Annotated in this window: 22 protein-coding genes and 1 tRNA gene; 9 read left to right on the top strand and 14 right to left on the bottom strand. The window is 45.2% G+C overall.

Annotated elements, in window-relative coordinates; all coding sequences use genetic code 11:
- Positions 1-5 precede the first annotated feature (5 nt).
- A complete protein-coding gene (locus tag IEX60_RS22460) occupies positions 6-1,313 on the top strand; it encodes a hypothetical protein (RefSeq protein ID WP_229717726.1) in 1,308 nt (435 codons plus the stop codon).
- Positions 1,314-1,374: 61 nt separating this feature from the next.
- Here the strand turns inward: IEX60_RS22460 and IEX60_RS22455 are convergent, their stop codons facing one another.
- The 4 genes from IEX60_RS22455 to IEX60_RS22440 form a co-directional block, all read right to left on the bottom strand.
- Complete coding sequence (locus tag IEX60_RS22455) at positions 1,375-2,397, bottom strand: LLM class flavin-dependent oxidoreductase (RefSeq protein ID WP_188753646.1); 1,023 nt, start codon at positions 2,395-2,397, stop codon at positions 1,375-1,377.
- 244 nt (positions 2,398-2,641) lie between these two features.
- A complete protein-coding gene (locus IEX60_RS22450) occupies positions 2,642-3,103 on the bottom strand; it encodes an META domain-containing protein (RefSeq protein ID WP_188753645.1) in 462 nt (153 codons plus the stop codon).
- A 273-nt stretch (positions 3,104-3,376) separates the two neighbouring features.
- On the bottom strand, positions 3,377-3,751 hold the full coding sequence (locus IEX60_RS22445; protein ID WP_188753644.1) for an iron chaperone: 375 nt from the start codon (positions 3,749-3,751) through the stop codon (positions 3,377-3,379).
- A gap of 205 nt (positions 3,752-3,956) precedes the next feature.
- A complete protein-coding gene (locus IEX60_RS22440; protein ID WP_188753643.1) occupies positions 3,957-5,762 on the bottom strand; it encodes a serine hydrolase in 1,806 nt (601 codons plus the stop codon).
- A gap of 196 nt (positions 5,763-5,958) precedes the next feature.
- On the opposite strand from IEX60_RS22440, the gene IEX60_RS22435 reads away from it, so the two are divergent.
- From IEX60_RS22435 to IEX60_RS22420, 4 genes are all read left to right on the top strand, one after another.
- A tRNA-Arg gene (locus tag IEX60_RS22435) sits at positions 5,959-6,030 on the top strand.
- 249 nt (positions 6,031-6,279) lie between these two features.
- Positions 6,280-7,497 (top strand): site-specific integrase, encoded by a 1,218-nt coding sequence (locus tag IEX60_RS22430; RefSeq protein WP_188753642.1) that lies wholly within the window; start codon positions 6,280-6,282, stop codon positions 7,495-7,497.
- An 85-nt stretch (positions 7,498-7,582) separates the two neighbouring features.
- Positions 7,583-8,494 (top strand): Rpn family recombination-promoting nuclease/putative transposase, encoded by a 912-nt coding sequence (locus IEX60_RS22425; RefSeq protein WP_188753641.1) that lies wholly within the window; start codon positions 7,583-7,585, stop codon positions 8,492-8,494.
- A 13-nt stretch (positions 8,495-8,507) separates the two neighbouring features.
- Complete coding sequence (locus IEX60_RS22420; protein WP_188753640.1) at positions 8,508-8,699, top strand: hypothetical protein; 192 nt, start codon at positions 8,508-8,510, stop codon at positions 8,697-8,699.
- A 246-nt stretch (positions 8,700-8,945) separates the two neighbouring features.
- Here the strand turns inward: IEX60_RS22420 and IEX60_RS22415 are convergent, their stop codons facing one another.
- The 10 genes from IEX60_RS22415 to IEX60_RS22370 form a co-directional block, all read right to left on the bottom strand.
- Positions 8,946-9,932: a DUF5712 family protein gene (locus tag IEX60_RS22415; protein WP_188753639.1), complete on the bottom strand. Its 987-nt coding sequence runs from the start codon at positions 9,930-9,932 to the stop codon at positions 8,946-8,948.
- Between the two features lie 9 nt (positions 9,933-9,941).
- Positions 9,942-10,496, bottom strand: a complete 555-nt coding sequence (locus IEX60_RS22410; RefSeq protein WP_188753638.1) for a BfmA/BtgA family mobilization protein — start codon at positions 10,494-10,496, stop codon at positions 9,942-9,944.
- Positions 10,483-10,800 carry a hypothetical protein gene (locus IEX60_RS22405; protein ID WP_229717724.1) on the bottom strand — a complete coding sequence of 106 codons (318 nt, stop codon included), beginning with the start codon at positions 10,798-10,800 and terminating at the stop codon, positions 10,483-10,485. Before IEX60_RS22405 ends, IEX60_RS22410 begins: the two co-directional genes overlap by 14 nt.
- 4 nt (positions 10,801-10,804) lie before the next feature.
- Positions 10,805-11,080: a helix-turn-helix domain-containing protein gene (locus IEX60_RS22400; protein WP_188753636.1), complete on the bottom strand. Its 276-nt coding sequence runs from the start codon at positions 11,078-11,080 to the stop codon at positions 10,805-10,807.
- A 20-nt stretch (positions 11,081-11,100) separates the two neighbouring features.
- A complete protein-coding gene (locus IEX60_RS22395) occupies positions 11,101-11,460 on the bottom strand; it encodes a hypothetical protein (RefSeq protein WP_188753635.1) in 360 nt (119 codons plus the stop codon).
- Positions 11,461-11,485: 25 nt separating this feature from the next.
- Positions 11,486-12,232 carry a hypothetical protein gene (locus IEX60_RS22390; RefSeq protein ID WP_188753634.1) on the bottom strand — a complete coding sequence of 249 codons (747 nt, stop codon included), beginning with the start codon at positions 12,230-12,232 and terminating at the stop codon, positions 11,486-11,488.
- 106 nt (positions 12,233-12,338) lie between these two features.
- Positions 12,339-13,142, bottom strand: coding sequence for a HEPN domain-containing protein (locus tag IEX60_RS22385; protein WP_188753633.1), 804 nt, complete (start codon positions 13,140-13,142; stop codon positions 12,339-12,341).
- A 21-nt stretch (positions 13,143-13,163) separates the two neighbouring features.
- On the bottom strand, positions 13,164-13,826 hold the full coding sequence (locus IEX60_RS22380; RefSeq protein ID WP_188753632.1) for a hypothetical protein: 663 nt from the start codon (positions 13,824-13,826) through the stop codon (positions 13,164-13,166).
- A 6-nt stretch (positions 13,827-13,832) separates the two neighbouring features.
- Positions 13,833-14,486, bottom strand: a complete 654-nt coding sequence (locus IEX60_RS22375) for a GIN domain-containing protein (RefSeq protein WP_188753631.1) — start codon at positions 14,484-14,486, stop codon at positions 13,833-13,835.
- Between the two features lie 11 nt (positions 14,487-14,497).
- Positions 14,498-14,965: a hypothetical protein gene (locus IEX60_RS22370; RefSeq protein WP_188753630.1), complete on the bottom strand. Its 468-nt coding sequence runs from the start codon at positions 14,963-14,965 to the stop codon at positions 14,498-14,500.
- Between the two features lie 171 nt (positions 14,966-15,136).
- Here IEX60_RS22370 and IEX60_RS22365 point away from each other — a divergent pair, with 171 nt between their 5' ends.
- The 4 genes from IEX60_RS22365 (at position 15,137) to IEX60_RS22350 (ending at position 18,437) form a co-directional block, all read left to right on the top strand.
- Positions 15,137-15,559, top strand: a complete 423-nt coding sequence (locus IEX60_RS22365) for a helix-turn-helix transcriptional regulator (RefSeq protein ID WP_188753629.1) — start codon at positions 15,137-15,139, stop codon at positions 15,557-15,559.
- A gap of 33 nt (positions 15,560-15,592) precedes the next feature.
- Entirely contained in the window at positions 15,593-16,021 is a 429-nt protein-coding gene (locus IEX60_RS22360) for a hypothetical protein (RefSeq protein WP_188753628.1), read from the top strand.
- Between the two features lie 67 nt (positions 16,022-16,088).
- A complete protein-coding gene (locus tag IEX60_RS22355; RefSeq protein ID WP_188753627.1) occupies positions 16,089-17,408 on the top strand; it encodes a tetratricopeptide repeat protein in 1,320 nt (439 codons plus the stop codon).
- Positions 17,409-17,483: 75 nt separating this feature from the next.
- On the top strand, positions 17,484-18,437 hold the full coding sequence (locus tag IEX60_RS22350) for a HEPN domain-containing protein (RefSeq protein ID WP_188753626.1): 954 nt from the start codon (positions 17,484-17,486) through the stop codon (positions 18,435-18,437).
- Positions 18,438-19,062: the final 625 nt, after the last annotated feature.

Genomic DNA, 19,062 nt, shown 5'->3' with positions numbered 1-19,062 from the left:
AGATCATGAAAAGATTAAGAGAAATAACTGGAGGCATGTGGATGAAAAAAATGATAGTTAAGGGATTCATCCTCGCAGCTGTATTATTGGGGGCGTGTAGCAAATCCGGAGAAGGAACCGTAAGCAAGACCAGACCGCATTTCGAGCGGAACTATACGTTTTCCGATGGGAACGTACCCCGTAATGTATTGGAAAGCTACCTTTCACGGGCCATCCTACAAGCGGAATACCTAAATACCGAAGGGTTTTATAACGATGGAGTATACCCTTATAAAGCGGATGACTTCCGCATGCTCAAGGAAGTTGGTGCAAAATTTATCGGCCGGGCAATCTACTCCTGGGATATCCCGGAGGCGTTTGTAAACCCGGCATTCCTGGCAAATGCGAAAGAGCGGGTGGAGCAAATGCATGCATACGATCCGGAAGTAATCTTTCAGGCCTGTTTATTCGAAATTGTGTCTACAAAGGTTGCGCAAATCCCCGTTCCCGACTGGGTTTTCGAAGCGTTCGACTTACCCGTTGAAGTCAGGAATTTTGATTATACACAGATGCTAAACGAAGAAGGAAAGTTCATTAACCATTGGCGAGAGGGAGCGAGTGTACCCGATATTACACGGATAGAATCACAGCTGTTCTTCTACTTCATGGCGGCGTCGTACATTGACATCGGCATCGAAGCACTTCACTTCGGTCAGGTAGAATTGATGGCCATGAATAGCAACGGAGGTGGTCCGGAAGCCTGGGATACCGTACTGAAGAACGTGAGGGAGTATGCACAAGCCCATGCTCGCAGGGGAACGGTGTTGTGCGACGGGCATATGGGAAGCGGTGGTATGGTAATCGACGGCAGGTTACTATTCGATTTTGTTTCGTTTCCGATGCGCATCAAAGAGATTATAGGTGATCCTCAAAAAGGGGAATTGAAAAAGTTTCACCTCGATGCCATTTATGGCCGCACCAAAGGTGGCATTACCCCAAGTGGCTGGAGCTGTGATCAGGTACCTTACATTGTTGAATTGGACAACTTCGGAATCAGCGACCACCCCGGTACACCAAACCTAAATGACCATTTTGTTTGGGGTTTTGACGAAATCTCCTGGTTTGCCAAGCAGCCTGAGGCCTACCGCAATGAATTCCTGCAATATGCCGACGGGTGGATCGAGCGGGTGGATCCGAATGGCTTTATCCAGATGCCCGGAAGCCGGGTTACCACGGGCACCGAGGGAAATCGCTACCGCGCAAATGCACCCAGTGATTCATGTCCCTTAGGTATGGGGCAAGAACAAATAATCAAAACGATCTGGAATCAATGATGCATATCGGCACCCCGGGTTGCCTTTAATGGCTTTAACGGCAACCTGGGGCTGTTCGGATTTAGCGCCAACCTAACCCGGGTGCAACATGCTTCAAAATAGAAGACAGCACGTGCACATTATAGTCAACTCCCAATGTATTGGGTATCGTCAAAAGGAGCGTATCCGCTTCCTGAATGGCTTCGTCTTGCCCCAATTCTCTGATCAGTTGATCCGGTTCAGCGGCGTAACTTCTTCCGAAAATGGTCCGTTTGTCATTTTCAATTATTCCGATTTTATCAACCCGACCGGCTTCCTGTCCAAAGAAATAGCGATCCTGATCGGTTACCAATGCAAAAATAGATCGACTCACCGAAACCCTTGGTTCGCGTTGGTGGCCTGCCTTTTTCCACGCTTCTTTGTACAACCGGATTTGCTCTGCCTGCTGTATATGGAAAGGTTTGCCGTTTTCGTCGTATTTCAGGGTAGAGCTTTGCAGGTTCATTCCATTTTCCGCGGCCCAAACGGCCGTAGCATTGGAAGCAGCTCCCCACCAGATACGTTCCCGCAATCCTTCTGAATGCGGCTCCAAACGTAACAGGCCCGGTGGATTCGGAAACATCGGGTATGGATTCGGCTGTGCGAATCCGATTCCCTTTAATTTATCCAAAAATTCCAATGCTTTACGGCGTCCCATGTCTGCGTCGGTTTCACCTTCACCCAGTTCATATCCAAAATAACGCCAGCCGTCGATGACTTGTTCCGGCGAACCTCTGCTGATTCCCAATTGCAACCGCCCTCCCGATATTAAATCAGCAGCTCCGGCATCTTCCACCATGTACAGTGGGTTTTCATAACGCATATCGATTACACCGGTTCCAATCTCGATATTGCTTGTCTTGGCACCGATAGCCGAAAGCAAAGGAAATGGCGATGCCAACTGAGCCGCAAAATGATGTACCCGAAAATATGCTCCATCTAACCCCATTTCCTCGGCGGCAATAGCCAAATCAATGGATTGAAGCAAGGTGTCGCTTGCTGTGCGGGTTTTGTAAGCGGGATGATTGGACCAATGTCCAAACGATAAAAATCCTATTTTCTTCATAAATCGTTTTACAAAGGTAATAATTATCATCCTGCTTCAGCCCATCACGCATTTGGTTATCAGGCCCGGTTATATTCTTTGGCCGCCAAACAAAAAACCCGTTACCTAAGATAACGGGCCGCCCCAATGGGGTTAGGGGCTATCAACCTAAACCTAAGACGAAGATACTGAAAAAACCCAATCTCTCAAAAGATTTTAATTTTTGAGGTAGGTCCCTGTTTGGTGATGCACCCCCGAAAGTATCTTATTCCGTTGTTAACTTGGCAAGATCTTCGTTCTTTCCGTTATCAAGAAAAAGATTATTGCCTTCTATCCGATAGCTTTTTGTTTGCTCCAATGCGTCAAAAAACTGTCCTTCCAATTCCAGATTAGGGCAAGCCATCATTGTGGCTCCTGCCTGCGAAAGTTCAATGCCTCCGCCTTCTTTCAGTTCAAAGCTCCCCATAAAATTATTACAGCCCCCGTTTCCGTTCAGTCTGTTTGTCTCCTCGTTAAAAATCAGGTGTGGTTCTTTATTGAAAGTCGTATCCAATTGGATGGCTTTACCGCTTAATTCGATCAATTTCCATTCTTTACCAAACAAATCAGTTGCATCAGCTGCTACCTGCTCTTCAACTGTTGCTTGTTGTGAGGTGTTTTTGGTGTTTGTGTTATCGCAGGCCGCTGCTACAACTGCCAATGCGACGATTAAAAGGCTTCTTTTCATAACTTTATTTAACATATTATAGGTAAACTTACTCAAAAATACTCACTTTCTTTCGCTTGGCTGCTATACTTTTTGTTCAGCAAATAACGTAAAGCGAAGCCCCGAAACGGGGAGAATCGGGGCTTTCAAACTAACCAATTATAAACCTAAATTATGAAAAGACAATTTTTTATTAACTGCTTATATAACGCACCAAGATGTGGTTTTGTTACAACGAAAATGTTAAGATTTGTTAAATGAATCTTAAAGTGGTCAAAAAAGAAACCTGAGGCATCAATACATCCACCGTGCGTCGTTTTCCATCACGTCCCTGTACCGGAACTCTGCTATCCGTTTGATCAGTTCTTCGGGCAGCGGTTGATCGTACGGGAACTGTATGGTATCCTTACCGGTTTTATAAGGAGCCAATTCCTTCCTGAATGGCTCCAATGAAGGCCCCGTGGGCATAAATCTCAGGTGGCTTTTGAAAGCAGCATACGAAAATAGAATTCGCTTTTCGATTAAAACAGGCTGCCCCCATTTCAGTTCCTCGGACGCGTTTGGGGCAATGGATTTCAACAGGGAACGGATTTCGTTCAGCTTTTCCCGGGCATAGTCAGGAGCCATATCAACGTATTCGTCTACAGTGTTTGGTTTTGAAGCAGGCATGGCAAGTAATTAAAGTTTTTTTAACAGTTATCTATTCCTAGCATCTTTACAAAACTATTGTTTCAGACAGACTTTTTTGCCGGGCAAAAGCGACGAATTAGCGGTGAATTTGAGACAAAATGATTGCGACCGCTCCGAAGGGATATCGTTTTATGTTTCCTGAACGTCTTACACATCTGCAATACCGTAGCATTGGGGTCCAAAATCAATTTTGTTTCTGTTGTTGTATTTCATTAATCATCTTAGCAGCGTTGTCATTTTTGGGATCGAGTGCGAGTGATTTTTGGTAATTGGCAATCGCGAGATCCAATTCACCAAGCTTCATACAGGCTTCGGCATAGCTGTCGTACACATTTGAACTACGTGGATACAGGTACATATTGATCTCAAAGACCTGTTGTGCTCGCCTTGTCTCTCCGGATCCCAGCAGCCGGTACCCCAATTGATTCAACCGGCCTTCGTCAACGGCGGGATCTTCAGGATGTGCCTTGACCAAGCTTCGATAGGCGTCAAGCGCACCCCGGAAATCGCCTTCAACAAGCTTTTCGTAGGGCACTTTCTCTCCGGCTTTCATGGATGGGTAAGCGGCGGAAGTTGCTCCTGTGTAGGGATTGAGTAGGATTAACTGGCGTTTACCAGACGACTTGTCCAGTCTGAATTGGATATGCTGATCCTGCTTGCGGGTCACAAACGTGCTATCGGCTATACGGACCAACTCTTCGGGGTTACCTTCAATGTCCTTGGTCCATATTTCATATCCATCACGGTATACAGTGATCACCTCCTCATTTCCCGACCGGTAGCGGCCCTCAAGAGTAATGGTATCCTTTCCAGTGGCTCTCCGGTATACGGGCACATAATTGTCCCAGCCGTACGTAAGGGCAACGGAACGTATCAATTCATCAATGAATTGAGGCTGGTTGGCATTGGTCATAACCACGACACCGTATCCTTTTTCCCTATGCGCGACGAGCATGCTGGAAAAGCCTTCATTCCATCCGCCGTGATTGAAATACGTATCGTCCTTCCGCTTGTCGAGAAAGATACCCAATCCGATGAAATCGGTGACATAGGGTGTCAGCATTTCTGCAACCATTTCCTTCGGCAGCACCGCATCGGATCGCCCTGCATAGGTTTGCTGTATATTAATCGCAAACCGGGCAAGGTCGGTTGCAGTGGTCCACAGTCCCGCGGCCGCCAACTCGGGATATGTATGTCGTTTGCCATCGGTCATTGATCCATCGGGCAGGTAACCGGTAGCGGCCAGCTTGAGCGCCGCCCCGGTAAGCGGCTGCGTATACGAACTGTTTTGCATGCCAAGCGGCTGTAGCACCAATTCATCCATTAGCACAGGAAAGGGCTTTCCGGTTACATCGATCATCAGCTGCTGTAAAATGCAAAAGCCACCGCCGGAATAGCGGAAACTTTCGCCCGGCAATTTATCCACACGGATCGCCGGTGTATTGGCGGGAGTCACGCCATCCAGCACCTGCACGAGACTGGGCAAAGGAACGCCTGGGCCATATCCCGGAAAACCGTGTACCGTTGTGCCCGCCGTATGGCTAAGCAGTTCCTTGAGTGTGACATGGTGCTTAAGCGTCCACTCATTTTCAGGCAGATGCCACGTCTTCAGGTAGCTGTTGATATCTTCGCCGAATGCGAGTCTATTTTCGTGCACCAGTCGCAATGCGCCATATGCTGCCACGGGTTTGCTGATGGAAGCCGCTTGAAAAAGGGTTTGATCGGTTATAGGCTCGCGACTTTGCGTGTCCGTAACCCCGTAACTTTTCGACCAGGCGACCTGGTTGTCATAGATAACCGCAATGCTCACACCCGGTACGCCGTAATGCGCCATACGCGCTTCAATGGTCCATGTGGAATCGCCCTCGATCAGGACCGGCCCGGTTAGGTTTGTTTCCACTTGTTTGATGCGATCTTCCGGTGCCCGGGTACAGGCGAAAAACAATGCAGCGGATAGGAAGGCAACGAGAAAATGATTGTTTTTCATCATGTTGAGCTTTAATGGGCGGCGGACGTGGATATCAAAATCGTTATGAAAAGAAGTGCAAAGTAGAAAAAATTGATCGGTACACAAAAAATTTCTGGAGTCAGGTTGAGAAGAATATACTTAGACCAGGAGGATGAAGCCAAAAAATTGTTATCCTTATCCATATTGATTTCAAAAATTTGAATATCTTTGCATCCCCGTTCCCGTAGTTCAATGGATAGAATTTCAGATTCCGGTTCTGAAGATAGGGGTTCGAATCCCTTCGGGAACACAAATCTTACCATCAAAACGTACAAAAGCCTGCAAATTGACCATTTGCGGGCTTTTTGTTTTTATCAGCATCCCGATTCATTCAATTATTCGCATAAAAACAGTGCGTAATTCGGTGAGTCAATTCCTAACCTACTGCTACTCACTGAAAGTACATTAAGTTGTTGAGCGACAACCCGTTCAATACCTGAACATCTTGACTACCGTAGGTTGCAAGGCTACATTTGTTCACCATAAATGATGTATTATCATGAGTACAAATTATTCCTTGCTCTTCTACTTGAAGAAACCAAAAAACTATGTTAGCGGCCCCGTTCCCATTTACATGCGGATTACCGTTGACGGAATCCCGAAAGAAATTTCAATCAGCAGGTCGGTCGACCCCTCCCGATGGAGACCCAAAGCGAATCGAGCCGCAGGCACCAAAGAAGAAAGCCGTACATTAAACAGCTACCTTGAAACCCTTGTCCGGAATATAGAGGACGTCCATACGGCGCTTGTCAAGGAAAATGCCGTTATCACCGCCGAATCGCTGAAAATGCGGTTTCTTGGACAGGACACCAAAAGACATTACCTGATTGAAATATACCTTGACCATAACCGAAAGATGGAAACCCTGCTCGGCAAAGGATACAAGCCCGGCACGCTGAAAGGTTACAAGACTTCCGTTGGTCACCTTACCGATTACGTGCTAAAGCAATACGGGGATATGGATATTGATATTCAGCGCATCGACCATGCATTCATTGAGGGTTACGAATTCTTCCTCCGCACGAAAAAAAGTTGTAGCCCCATATCAGCAGCCAAATATATGAAGCACTTTCGCAAGGTTGTCAAATTGTGCCTTGCCCACCGCTGGATTACCGCAGACCCATTCGTATTTTACAAGAATACCGCCAAGCCAAAGGAAAAAGGATTCCTCACACAGGATGAACTTGACCGGATAATGGCTAAGCAATATGTCACGCCACGGTTGGCTCACGTTCGCGACATATTCATTTTCAGTTGCTACACCGGCCTGTCGTATGCCGATGTAAAGAAATTGAGAACGTCCGTCATCGCAAAGGGTGTGGACGGCAAGCTGTGGATACTAAGCAGCCGGGAAAAAACGGAAACGGCTACCAATATCCCCCTGCTACCGCAGGCAAAGGAAATCATCGACCGCTATGCGGACTATCCTACCTGTGCTTCCAAAGGGTTGGCACTTCCCGTATTGAGCAACCAGAAGATGAACAGCTACCTCAAGGAGATAGCCGACCTGTCCGGCATTACCAAAACGCTGACGTTCCACATGGCTCGGCATACTTTCGCAACTACGGTAACATTAAGCAACGACGTACCCATTGAAACAGTTTCCAAGATGCTTGGCCATACGAGTATCAGGACCACCCAGCATTACGCGAAACTGCTGGATACGCGAATCGCCAACGATATGCAAACTTTACAGCGTAAGTTGTCAGGAAATTAATTTACCCATATTCGATATCCGTTCGGGGATATATTAAGTTCCCAAACGGATATTAGATATAAATACAAAACATTATATTTGAATCATGGCCAAAGCAACAAAACCAACAATAGGCACTTATATCGACCCATTAACCGATTTCGCATTTAAAAAGCTTTTCGGGAGTGAACCCAACAAGGATTTGCTGATTGACTTCCTCAACGGCGTATTCCGTGGACGGAAACACATCGTGGATTTGGTTTACAACAAAAACGAGCATCCCGGCGAAACGGTAAACGAGGGTGGTGCCATATTCGACCTTACCTGTACCGGAAACGATGGGGAGCAATTCATCATCGAAGTACAACGGGGAAAACAATGCAACTTCAAGCAACGGGCAATCTTCTATACCAGCCGCTTAGTCAGCGAACAGGCTCCAAAGGGCAGGCGTTCGGAGTGGGCTTATGACGTGAAAGAAGTGTACCTCATTGCGCTCTTGGAAGATTTCTCCTTGGATACTGTTAGTACTGATAGCGGTTTCCTGCATGATATTTGCTTGAGCAACAGGGAGACAGGCAAGGTTTTTTATGATGGGCTGGGGTATATATTCATTGAATTGATTAAATTTGTAAAAACGGAAGCGGAACTGGATACTGACCTTGACAAATGGCTCTATGTTTTGAAGAACATGAGCGGCATGGATAAGATTCCGGTATATCTCCGCAAACCGATTTTTGAAAAACTGTTTAACATTGCTGAATACAGCAATCTGACAAAGGAGGAAAAGACCATGTATGACACAAGTCTGAAACGCAAATGGGATAATAAAGCTGTGTTGGACTATGCAGTCAACGAAGCTGTAAAGGAAGCTACCAAAGAGGTTGAGTTGAAAAAGGACTTTTCTTTTGTCAAAGGCCTCATTGAAGGCACCGATTTCAGTGACGAGAAAATAGCCGATTTAGCATCCGTTTCGTTGGAGTTCGTCCAAAAGGCCAGAGTCGAATTGCAGGGCAATTAGAAGCTTCATCTCGATGTTTGATACAAGTTTGAAACGCAAATGGGATAATAAAGCTGTGTTGGACTATGCGGTCAGCGAAGCTGTAAAAGAGGCTGCATATAACACTGCGGTTGATATCGCACGTGACTTGAAAAGGGGCGGCTTTTCCGTTGAGCAGATTGCCAAATATACCAAGCTGTCCATCAAGGAAATCGAAAAATTTTGATAAAAAATCCACACCATATAGTGTAAGCCATCCCCAAAACGGATGGCTTTTTTCGTACTCCCCTTGCACACACCAAGGCATTTTAACCGCTTAGGCCACCGAACGCAAGGCGGGGGAATCGGGTCAAGGGCGCCGGAGAGCAAAGGCCTGTGGGAGGGGGCGTTTATATACCCTTGACCTTTCCCACGCCGTGGGTAATTTTGGCCGGGCGGTGCAAAGGCCGGATGTTTTCACCCATCGGTAAACTCACCGCCTGATACCCCGTGACTGCGCTTTCTTTTTCCGTTTGCGCCGCTTCTCCTCTTCCTCGATGGGGCTTTGCTGCTCACCCGCTCCCTCCACCGGAGCCATCAGTAATCCCAATAGGTCGGCAGCCATGCTGCCCGTGGTGGTCAGCATTTCGCCCACGCTTTCGAACATGCCTTGGGCAACATCATGCGCCAGCTCCATTGCCAACGGCTGACCTTGCGGATGCCGCCTCGTCAATTCCGTGAGCGTGTGCATCTGTGCCTTTTGCCGTGCTGTACCGTTCTTCATCGTATTGGCATATTGCAGGCTGTCTTTCAGGTTACGCTCGAAGTCGAACAGTTCATCGAACAGCGTCTCGCCCGACTGCTTGAACGCGGTGCGGTCGAACTGCCCCAGCTTCTGCGAATGGGCTTTGTTTTTGCCACGTGACGTATTCTGCGGGCTTAGCTTGATTTTATTGGTAATGTCCTTGCGGCTCACGATGATTTGGATGTGCATCTGCCGCCCCTCCTTGCGTTCGCCTTTTCTCTTTAGCCCGCTTTTCACCTCTTTGTCGTTGTGGTTGTAATAGCGGTGGTTTTCCAGCTTGCCGAACCAAAGCAGGTCTTTGTGGCTGTCGATGCCGGGACGTTTGAAGTTACGGGCATACTCGTCCATTACCCTCGCGGCAAATTCCTTTAGCTTTTCCCTTGCCCCGTCCTCGCCGTATCTGGACACGAGGTGCGCCAGCTCCTTTTGGCTGGGGCTGATGTTGATGAGGAAAAACTTACTGTCTTCCCTGCCCAGCTTCGCCACGTTGCGGTCGATACCCATCCGCACCTTGTGGGGTTTGATGTCGTTGTCCGTTCCGTTGAACCAACGCTCCGGTTCGTTTCCCATCCCTTTTTCCGGCTGCATCCGATTTTCTTTTTCGAGGTAATGCACCAGCGCACCGCTGCTGCCCTTGTTGTCGCCCGTTTCCGATTTGGTAATGTTAATATACATGGTCTTGTGTTACAGGTTGTCCAACGATTGCCTTGTATACTTGGCCAGTTCTTCTTTTTTGGCAGCCGATACAGGCCAGCCCAAGGCTTCACGCTGGGTGATGTAGTAATCCAGTACCTGCCGGAACCTGGACTTCAATGTTTCCCTTTCCCGCATGTTGCCGAGCATCTTTTTCAGCGTGCCGTCCACCAGTTTCAGGTAGCCGATGGTTTCCCTGCCCATGATGGTTGCCTCCGACTGCCCTTTGCCGATGTTTTTTAAAAGCGGGCTTTGTGCTTTGGCGATGGCCATCAGTTCCTCCATTGCCGAATACATAGGCACCAGCATGTCACCCTCCTGTTTGCGGATGAACGAGAGGATGCGGCTGATACCGCTTGACAGTTCCTTTTTCAGCACCTCGTCGTTCAGGTCGGCGGGGTCTTTCTTGCTTTTGTAGAAATAATCCACCATCTGCATGACCACTTCCCGCTTGGTGCGGCCAAGTTTCCGCGCAAGCAGGGTGAGCCGTTCGTCCACCGCCTCGGGGAAACGGACGGATTTCCTGTTCTCGTCAATCCTGACCATTTACCCCTCCCTCCGTGCGGATGATGAACCTGAACCTGCTGCCCTTGGCCGGATGCCACGAAGGGCGGTACTCCACATAACCGTAGGCCACCAATTCCGACAGGCACTTGTGGTAGGTGGCGATGGAGCGTATCCGCGAGAAGCGCATGAGCTTCCTGCGGCTGGCGTGGAAATGGTTTTCCGGGTTGCCGCAATCGTGGTGGTAGAACAATGCCGCCACTAACCCGATGTGCGTGGGCAGCAAACGCCCATCATCGCCAATCCGCTCAAAGAACGCGCTGAACGCGTGCCTGGGCATTTCCATCCGTTCAGCCATTGCCGTTACCTCCCTCCATCATTTTCCTGATGTCTCCCCTGCGGTAGTACATGCTGCCGCCCAACTTGCGGTAAGGCAACGTGCCATTGATACGGAGGTTCTGCAACGTACCGGGCGATATGCCCAGCAGCCTGCGTACCTCGGCACTTTTCAGCCATTCCCTGCCAAGATTGTCTTTTTCCCTGTTTCCGATGATTTGTTTAAACTCCTCCAGCATTTCCCGTTTGAACTGCCGGAGGTCTTCCCTTGTGACGATGTCTATTTCCATATCCCTATCATTATGTTTCCCTATCCATATATCCCGATAGTGGGATATTCAATCGCGCCGTCTAAGCGGCGCACGGTATACCGCCAAGTATACCGGAACCTTGCGCTGGGCCTATCCCAGCGTACCCAGGTATCCCCGGAGGATACCCGAAACCCCCATGGCGATAGCGTGGGGGCAAGCAAGTAGGGCTGTGCCCAACTTCCGCTTGCTCCATTCCCATCGGGGAATGGCAACTTGGCGGAACGTGCGAACAGCACGGTTCGGCTCTGCGGCCAAACAGGGTGATATCCGGTGTTTCCATCGGGCGGCACCCGCTCCGTTGGGACAAAGTTGGGGGATAAAACAGGAATATGGATGACCAACCGGGGCGGCTTGGTCATGTTCGGGGATTGAACGGGTAGACGGTTAGGCTTGGTCTGCGGGAACGATGCGGAACAGCTTCCTGCCATCCGGCACCTGCGAACCCTTTATCGGAGCTTCGTCCTTGCCCACGAAATAATTGCGTGCCGTATCCAATGGGATTTCCTTGCCGCCGTGGTTGAAGTATTTCGCTACCAATTTGTAATACGGACTGTGGTGGTCGCTTTTGAGCAGCGACCTCCCATTGGGCAATCCCACTTCGCGCAGTTGCTGGATGAGGTCGATGAGCGTGGGCAGGTAGCCGTCCTCAACAAACACTTTCTGTGCAACCCCATATTTTGTATGCGCTTTCAACTGTTCTTCCAAATTCTGTATATGAGCTTCGAGTTCGGCTATCTTTCCGTCTTTTTCTTTCAGCAGCACATCGTTAGGCCGGATGTTCCATTTATCGCGCGTGGCGAGGTATTGCTGGAATTCGGTAAGTTTCCCGATGTTTGACTGATGCCGGGGATGCCCGGATGAGAACGGGTCTTTCCGTTCGAAATGTTCAATCCGTTTCTGCACGATGTACCACACATGGGAAAGGAAATCTTTTTCGGAACCCTGACCCGTGGACAGGAAATGATTCAGGTGGTAGGTGTAATAGTTCTCAAATTCGGTTTTGTCTAACCCATATATTTTGAGCAAAAAATGGTTGTTGCCATAACCCCTCTTTAAACCAAATATGTTGCCTACATCAAACGGATGTGGGGAAAAATCGAAACGCTTTCTGCTTTTGAAATATTTGACCATGCTTCCTTATTTTTCCAATAAAGATAAGGAATAGGCGCGGGCGAAAGAAAAATAGGGGTGATGGGAACATTAAGTACGCTTTGGTATTACTTGTAATTTGCATATGTCAAACCGTTACTGTATTCAATGCAGCCCCGAACGCTTCAAGCATATCCCCGCAAGCCTGCTCCACCAATTCCTGTATGGTCTGTGACTTGTCCACCAAGTAAAGCAATTGTCTTTCGGTTATATAATACCCGTTCTCATACCGTACCGACAAATAGGCGCTGTCCAGCAACTCCATAATTGTCATGTCGTTTTCGTCATTCCTGTCGAAAACCAATTTAAGCTGCGGTAGGTATGCCAACACAATTTGATGGTGGTTCCGGATGGAATGTGACAGCTTTTCCTTGCCAAAAATCACGATTTCCGCCATACGGTAGCACAATTCAAACACCTGATGCAACATAAACGCGCAAAGCTGGTAATTACCTTTATCCAAATAAAACTGCGCTCCATCGCTGAAAGCCTTTATTTTCTGCTTTTCCATTCCAAGGGCTTCATTTGCCCGTTTAAGTACCCTTTCGGGCGATAGCTTGCTGCTTAGCGCCACGTAATTTGCCTTGGAATTTATGTAGAGCAGGTTGTCGGGCTGGCAACGGAAAAAGAACGCTATCCCGCCCTTGCGTATGCTATGCCGTACTTCATTGGCATAATAAAGTTTGTGCCTGAAATGCGAATACATGCTCATTACCGTACCGACCAACGGCTTGGCCTCGGTAATGAATTGTTTGTTCGTGTGTGGGAGAAGAATGATAAATTCCTGATGGCATATACCCTGAAATTCATACCGCGAAAAATAGATTTGGTCTACGAGAATGGTATTGACCAGCCGTTCGGTAATCGCGGTCAACTGCTGGAATGTTTTCATGTCGGGGCAAAGCATCTGAATCTAAATTGATGTGGTATAATGGATACTACCATTTATCGTTTTCATTTGAAGACATTTTTCGGCGATTAGTCGGTATAGTACTTCTTTTAGGTATCGGGGGCGTAAAATGGGATTATGGTGGGTGAGCCTTATGCGTTCATAGATTTGCAATGGAGATTGCGGGTACTCGAAAAAGGAAATCCGCAATAACCAATTAACGGCCTCATCAAACAAAGCCAACGCTTCCTGTTGCTGTTGGGTTTCCAGCCGGAATGGTAATTCCCTGTATGTAATCGGGAAATTCTTTTTTATCACGTTATCCCCTTTCTCAATGCGTATCAACCACGGATGGTGGAGCGTGTAATGATAAGCCCCCTGTTTTTCTTCACGCTCACCTTTTATGATACGTTTGTAATCATAGCCGAATTCATCGCGCTCGAAATTGATTGGACTCCTTAGCTGCGTTTTGAAAACCGAACAGAGCAGCGTTTTCTCGGCCTCGGTTAGTTTAGTTCCGTCTCGCATTTCTTCATATTCGCCGTAGAAGTAGGGATGCTTGCCCATCAGGAAAGATGCTTCCTCCTGCGTGTATCCGATGGCAATCCTCGATTGGCAGAACCCGAAGCGCACGTTAAAGTCGTCCTGTGTGACCAAACCTTTATAGGTGTATTTTTCCATTGCCATATATCCTTACATTGGTGGTTTTTCTTCCGCTGCTTCCTGTAAAGGCTCGACCCGGCTGCCCTCGTCCACACTAAGCCAAGAAAACCTCGGTGTACCGCAATACGAAAACCTGCTCCTCCCCAATATCCTTGCTTCCATTTCCCCATCTATCCAAACGGATGCTCGGGCATTATTGGTGAGATATACCATCCCGGTTGACGCTTGGAGCGATGCGCCGTCATACCGGCCATCGTGGTATACATTCAGGAATGCTTCAATGGTTTCACCTGCTACCTTTACATGACCACGTTTGAGTATGGTGCAATCCATACGCAATGCATCCACATTCAACTCCACCGTTCCACCCTGCCAGATAATGACACCAAGTTTTTCTACCCGAAGTTCTTCCGGCGTGGTAACATTTGCCCTATCAAAAAGCTGGATGCCGTTTAGGTGGGTACATGTAAGCTGTATTTTGGGATAGCTGTTGCTTAATAACAGATAGCCATAGTGCATGGGCTTGGTTTGGATGATTAATTCACCGTTCTCCACGTGGTAATCAATCCATTCGGCAATGTCATCCGGTTCATCCACATGGATGGCACATGAACTATCCTGATGTAAAGAGACCTCGCACCGGGTAAGGATGCGGATGGTGTGAAAAGGGGTTATGCTATTCATGGTTTTATACGTTAGTATTTTTCAAGTATGGATATATCGTCCTGCCGCCTGTTCTTTTCAAACCAGTGTTTGAACCAATATTCGATATACATATGATTGTTTTTCCAAAACAGTTCCTTGTCGTCCCAATCCATATTTTCGGTTGTGCCATAAATGGTCCTCACCGCCTTTAGCTCCTTGAACATCGTGTTTATCTCTTTTTCCGAATATGTCGGTTGCCCGAATCGGCAGGTAAGGAAAAACTTTTTGGCAGCTTTTCGCTGTTCTTCTGTTGCCCTGTCTGATGGTGCATAGCACACCATCCGCATAAAATCGCAGAGAATGTCTTTTGGCACGACACCGAGGATGGCGCATAACATCCTGAAATTGCTTGGGATGAACAGATCGACCTTTTTCCATTTGGACGAATACATTTCGCCGATTTCGGCATACTTCTCATGCTTGTCCACCGTCCTAACCTTGGTTTTTTGCTTTTTCATGTCTTGCAGTGTTTGGTTATACTATCAAAGTTCCCTAAGCGGAAAAGCATATACAAACCTATGGGCGGCATAAATTATCCCTCTATCGGAATATGTTATCCGTGAAATATTCCGTATTTTCGTCATCGGTAGCGGCTTGCGATGCTACCTTTGTCGCATCATTTTATCATTATGGAAAGAACACAACAAATACACGAGGGACGCAACATTAAACGGTTCAGGGAAATGCTCGGCATGAAGCAGGAAACCCTTGCCTATGAATTAGGTGAGGACTGGACACAAAAGAAAATATCCCAACTGGAAGCCAAGGAAAAAATCGAAGCGGATATATTGGAGCAGGTGGCCAAGATTTTAAAGGTAAGCCCGGAGGCTATTCAACGGTTTGACGAAGAGAATGCTTTAAATATTATTTCCAATACATTTACCAGCCACGACACCTCAACCCTCAACGCCATTAACCATAACTGCACATTCAACCCCCTCGACAAGCTTGTCGAAGCTTACGAAGAAAATAAAAAGCTGTACGAACGACTGATTGAGGCGGAAAAGGATAAGGTGGCTTATTTGGAGCAATTATCGAAGCCTAAAAAATAATCAACTTTCTTTGTTTTGGTGTATTGACAAGTTATGAGTGCAATGCTAAAAGCCACATTAAATTTAACGGTAATTTTTTTAATTATTATTGGTATCATTTTCAAATCCGAAGCGATCCTAATTACGGCCTCTGCTTTATTTATCGTGAATGTTGTATGCGAGCTAATATTCATAGCTAAGCAAGCAAACGACTATAAACAAGGAAGATACAGTAATCCAGTAACAAACAACAAAAAGATTAAAGGACTGCAAATTTTTTTGGAGGTCCTCTTGGTGATTTTTGGTATGTTTTCCTTCATATATGAAAATTCCTATGGCTTAAAAACATCAGGCAAGATAATTTGGTTTAGTATCATTGGCGCCTATATTTTTGGAGGCATAATAATATCGGAAATACTTAAAATTCCTATTCGAATGGGTTACGGAGGATGGACAATAGACAAAAGAAGAAGGAAAATTTAAAGCCAAGCCAGTTGTTGATTAATTATTTTGGCTCATGTGTGCATTAGATAATCTAATAATTTAGAATATGTCAACCTACCTTTACCTTGTGGGAATCGTCATTTTCGGATTGATAGGTCTATTGCTAAGAAAATTGCTTGATAAAAAGTTACTCCGTTCTTATAACGCATTAGCTGCAATCCCAACAGAACGCAATGGTGAAGAACTTATCCAGGGTTATTATTCCACGGAAGTTACTGTAGATGTCTCAGAAGACCATTCTGCAACCGATACTTACAATCCAGCTAAAAATACGTTCCATTTATCCGCTGACACTGCACGTAATCGAAATGCATTAGCAATAGGCAGGACGGTATATCTGTGTGCTTTGAAATATCGCCTTGATAATGGACTTGATAACACGGCATTGAGGCCAGTCTTGTCAATAGCAAGACTGGTTTCAGGGTTGGTGTTCTCCATACTGATAATTGTCGCATTATTCATAAACAGCGTCATCACTTTACAGGTTTCCTTAGTCTTTTATTTTGTCAGCGTTTTGATGCTTTTTTTCTTAAACATACTGCCATTAGTCAAAGTAAAAGGCAATATATCCCAACTGAAAAAAACACCGTCGGGTTATGTGACTGAAAACGAAATTCAAGCATTAAAGCAGGTTTTAAAAAGCAGGTTAAAATATGAAACGGCGATGCTTATCTTTCATCCCATTCTTGTAATTTATTATTATATCTATTTACTGTTTCAAAGCCGGGACGACAAATCTGCCAACAACGAACGTGAAGGAAAGTCGAATCGCGAAACCACGAATGACAGAGAACTTAAATCAACAGGTTCATCGCACGGTCTACATGCTTACGCTATGGGACTTAATTGCTATTTTAACCAACAATGGGATGAAGCGGTAGCCTATTTCGATAAGGCATTGGAAGAGGGCGCAATTCTCGGTGATATAGAAAAGAGGGACTTTTTTTCTTACAGGGCTCAATGTTTACAGGCATTAAAATATGAATATGACGCTATAGACGACTTCGACAAGGCCATCGAAATCTCTCCTAGAGACTGCAACCTTTACTTTTCTCGGTCAATTTCCAAGGGTGCCATATTGGACTATGTGGGAGAAATCACCGATTTGAAAAAGGCAATTGAATTATCAAAAGAAAGCACATCACTAAATCGAGAGTATAACGATGAAGCAAAAAAACTGGGATATTCGGATGCAGCAAATATGTTCTCTACGCGAATGATGATAGCTGAAAACAATCTTAAATCAGAAGCACAAAGGCAAGAAATGCTTAACAATGCCACGTCCGACCCAGAAAGGGAAAGGCTTCGCAAGTCCTTTGAGCAAATTCGAAATGTGAAACTGAAATTGGTTAAAAAGAGGCAATAGAAAATCTTTACTTTGAATGGGCGTTTGATTCTTACTAAAACCTCGGATTTGGTAAAAAATGCAAATAACGATATAATGACTGAAAATTTAAAAATTCCAATTTTAGCTAATAGTTATACAGATTTAAGCGAATTCGACTTTTCATTTAAAGGAATTCAAATAATGGACGTGAAAACAAGTTTTTTTGCCAATTACTTGGATTCCTTAGAAGGCAACGACGAAAAATGGGACTATCACGAAATGTTTGAGGAAGTCGTTTTACAAAATATAGAAGAACATGAAAAGTACTATGCAATAGTAAAAACAGAACCATTTGAAAACTTTAATTATCGAGAAATCCTTGCCGTTTATAAGTTGCTACTTATTATCTTCCCATCTGATTTACAAATACAATATGTCTTGGAATTTAATGGTTATGATTTGGGCATGTCTATATCAAGCTGGCAACGAACCTACACGGGCGAATATCCCGGAAAGATATTATATCTCCCTGATGCACCAGTTTCGGAAATCAATGAGTTCGTCGAAAAGGTTTTTGTTAGGATGAATGAAAAAGGTGCAATTGGATACATTATTGAAAATTATATCACCAGCTATGAGGCCTCACACCGCCATTTTCAATATTTAAATCTATGTTTCTGCCTTGAAACTATTGTGGATGGACGCACTGAACTAACATATCGTATGAAAAGAAATGTTGCCATCCTTTGTGGCACGAGTTCGTTCAATTCGCAATTAATATTTGACAACATTACAAAGATTTATAACCTTAGAAGTAAAATAGTGCATGGCGATACATATAATGAACAAAAAATTGAAGACTATTTACCCTTTCTAATATCCATAGTATCCCGTACAATTATAGAATTGCTTATCCACGACATCTATGATATTACTGCTATCGGGAGATTAAATAAACGAATCACCACTTTAGGTTTTGGTGACCGTCATAAAATATCAGATGACTGGAAAAAATTTGATTTTAATATTTTTACTATGACCACATCGAACTGGATAAGGCTGCAGTAAATAATCTTACCGGTTTACAAACGAGAAAAGTCATCAAATCAATACATGATATATACACTATTACTTTACTTACTACTCATTTGCATTTTATCAATCGTGATGGTAAACCTTATTGCTAAGAAAAAAATTAGTGAAGAAAGAATTTTGCAAATTGTGTTTCTATCATTGGAGCTTGTATTTGGTCTTTATTATATGATTTTACAATTAGATACCAGTCCCCTCTAATTTATACCAAAATTAATGGGATGGGTGTTTTCGCTATCACCCTTTGGCGCTTATTCATAAAGAATATTGGTGCTTTGATAACTTTATATCTATTCATGGGGCTATTTTTAGTTCCATTTATACCTTTTCGAGATAAAATGAAAAAGTTACATAAGATGGCCGATGAAACTGATCCAATAGACATATACATCACTTATTTTCTTTTCTCTAACATTATTATTTCGAGCTTTTTCTTATTTATGGCATATTTTAAATTATCTCCGTAACCACTAAATTTGGTATGGGTACGTACGTTTTTTTGTCAGTTTGTAGGATGGTGTAATCGGTAAATACAAGTGCAGAGAAAATGGAAAATAAGGATACAGAGAAATCGGCAACAATAAGTACATGATTTCGGCAA

Origin of the sequence: Parapedobacter defluvii (genome assembly GCF_014642075.1) — a bacterium.
Classification (GTDB): Bacteria; Bacteroidota; Bacteroidia; order Sphingobacteriales; family Sphingobacteriaceae; genus Parapedobacter; species Parapedobacter defluvii.
Note: the sequence above shows the minus strand (reverse complement) of the source record. Positions and strands in the feature narration are given on the sequence as shown.

Excerpts from the sequence above, each read along its gene's own strand:
- IEX60_RS22460 (WP_229717726.1), top strand. The coding sequence starts at position 6 with ATGAAAAGATTAAGAGAAATAACTGGAGGCATGTGGATGAAAAAAATG.
- IEX60_RS22455 (WP_188753646.1), bottom strand. The coding sequence starts at position 2,397 with ATGAAGAAAATAGGATTTTTATCGTTTGGACATTGGTCCAATCATCCC.
- IEX60_RS22450 (WP_188753645.1), bottom strand. The coding sequence starts at position 3,103 with ATGAAAAGAAGCCTTTTAATCGTCGCATTGGCAGTTGTAGCAGCGGCC.
- IEX60_RS22445 (WP_188753644.1), bottom strand. The coding sequence starts at position 3,751 with ATGCCTGCTTCAAAACCAAACACTGTAGACGAATACGTTGATATGGCT.
- IEX60_RS22440 (WP_188753643.1), bottom strand. The coding sequence starts at position 5,762 with ATGATGAAAAACAATCATTTTCTCGTTGCCTTCCTATCCGCTGCATTG.
- IEX60_RS22430 (WP_188753642.1), top strand. The coding sequence starts at position 6,280 with ATGAGTACAAATTATTCCTTGCTCTTCTACTTGAAGAAACCAAAAAAC.
- IEX60_RS22425 (WP_188753641.1), top strand. The coding sequence starts at position 7,583 with ATGGCCAAAGCAACAAAACCAACAATAGGCACTTATATCGACCCATTA.
- IEX60_RS22420 (WP_188753640.1), top strand. The coding sequence starts at position 8,508 with ATGTTTGATACAAGTTTGAAACGCAAATGGGATAATAAAGCTGTGTTG.
- IEX60_RS22415 (WP_188753639.1), bottom strand. The coding sequence starts at position 9,932 with ATGTATATTAACATTACCAAATCGGAAACGGGCGACAACAAGGGCAGC.
- IEX60_RS22410 (WP_188753638.1), bottom strand. The coding sequence starts at position 10,496 with ATGGTCAGGATTGACGAGAACAGGAAATCCGTCCGTTTCCCCGAGGCG.
- IEX60_RS22405 (WP_229717724.1), bottom strand. The coding sequence starts at position 10,800 with ATGGAAATGCCCAGGCACGCGTTCAGCGCGTTCTTTGAGCGGATTGGC.
- IEX60_RS22400 (WP_188753636.1), bottom strand. The coding sequence starts at position 11,080 with ATGGAAATAGACATCGTCACAAGGGAAGACCTCCGGCAGTTCAAACGG.
- IEX60_RS22395 (WP_188753635.1), bottom strand. The coding sequence starts at position 11,460 with ATGACCAAGCCGCCCCGGTTGGTCATCCATATTCCTGTTTTATCCCCC.
- IEX60_RS22390 (WP_188753634.1), bottom strand. The coding sequence starts at position 12,232 with ATGGTCAAATATTTCAAAAGCAGAAAGCGTTTCGATTTTTCCCCACAT.
- IEX60_RS22385 (WP_188753633.1), bottom strand. The coding sequence starts at position 13,142 with ATGAAAACATTCCAGCAGTTGACCGCGATTACCGAACGGCTGGTCAAT.
- IEX60_RS22380 (WP_188753632.1), bottom strand. The coding sequence starts at position 13,826 with ATGGCAATGGAAAAATACACCTATAAAGGTTTGGTCACACAGGACGAC.
- IEX60_RS22375 (WP_188753631.1), bottom strand. The coding sequence starts at position 14,486 with ATGAATAGCATAACCCCTTTTCACACCATCCGCATCCTTACCCGGTGC.
- IEX60_RS22370 (WP_188753630.1), bottom strand. The coding sequence starts at position 14,965 with ATGAAAAAGCAAAAAACCAAGGTTAGGACGGTGGACAAGCATGAGAAG.
- IEX60_RS22365 (WP_188753629.1), top strand. The coding sequence starts at position 15,137 with ATGGAAAGAACACAACAAATACACGAGGGACGCAACATTAAACGGTTC.
- IEX60_RS22360 (WP_188753628.1), top strand. The coding sequence starts at position 15,593 with ATGAGTGCAATGCTAAAAGCCACATTAAATTTAACGGTAATTTTTTTA.
- IEX60_RS22355 (WP_188753627.1), top strand. The coding sequence starts at position 16,089 with ATGTCAACCTACCTTTACCTTGTGGGAATCGTCATTTTCGGATTGATA.
- IEX60_RS22350 (WP_188753626.1), top strand. The coding sequence starts at position 17,484 with ATGACTGAAAATTTAAAAATTCCAATTTTAGCTAATAGTTATACAGAT.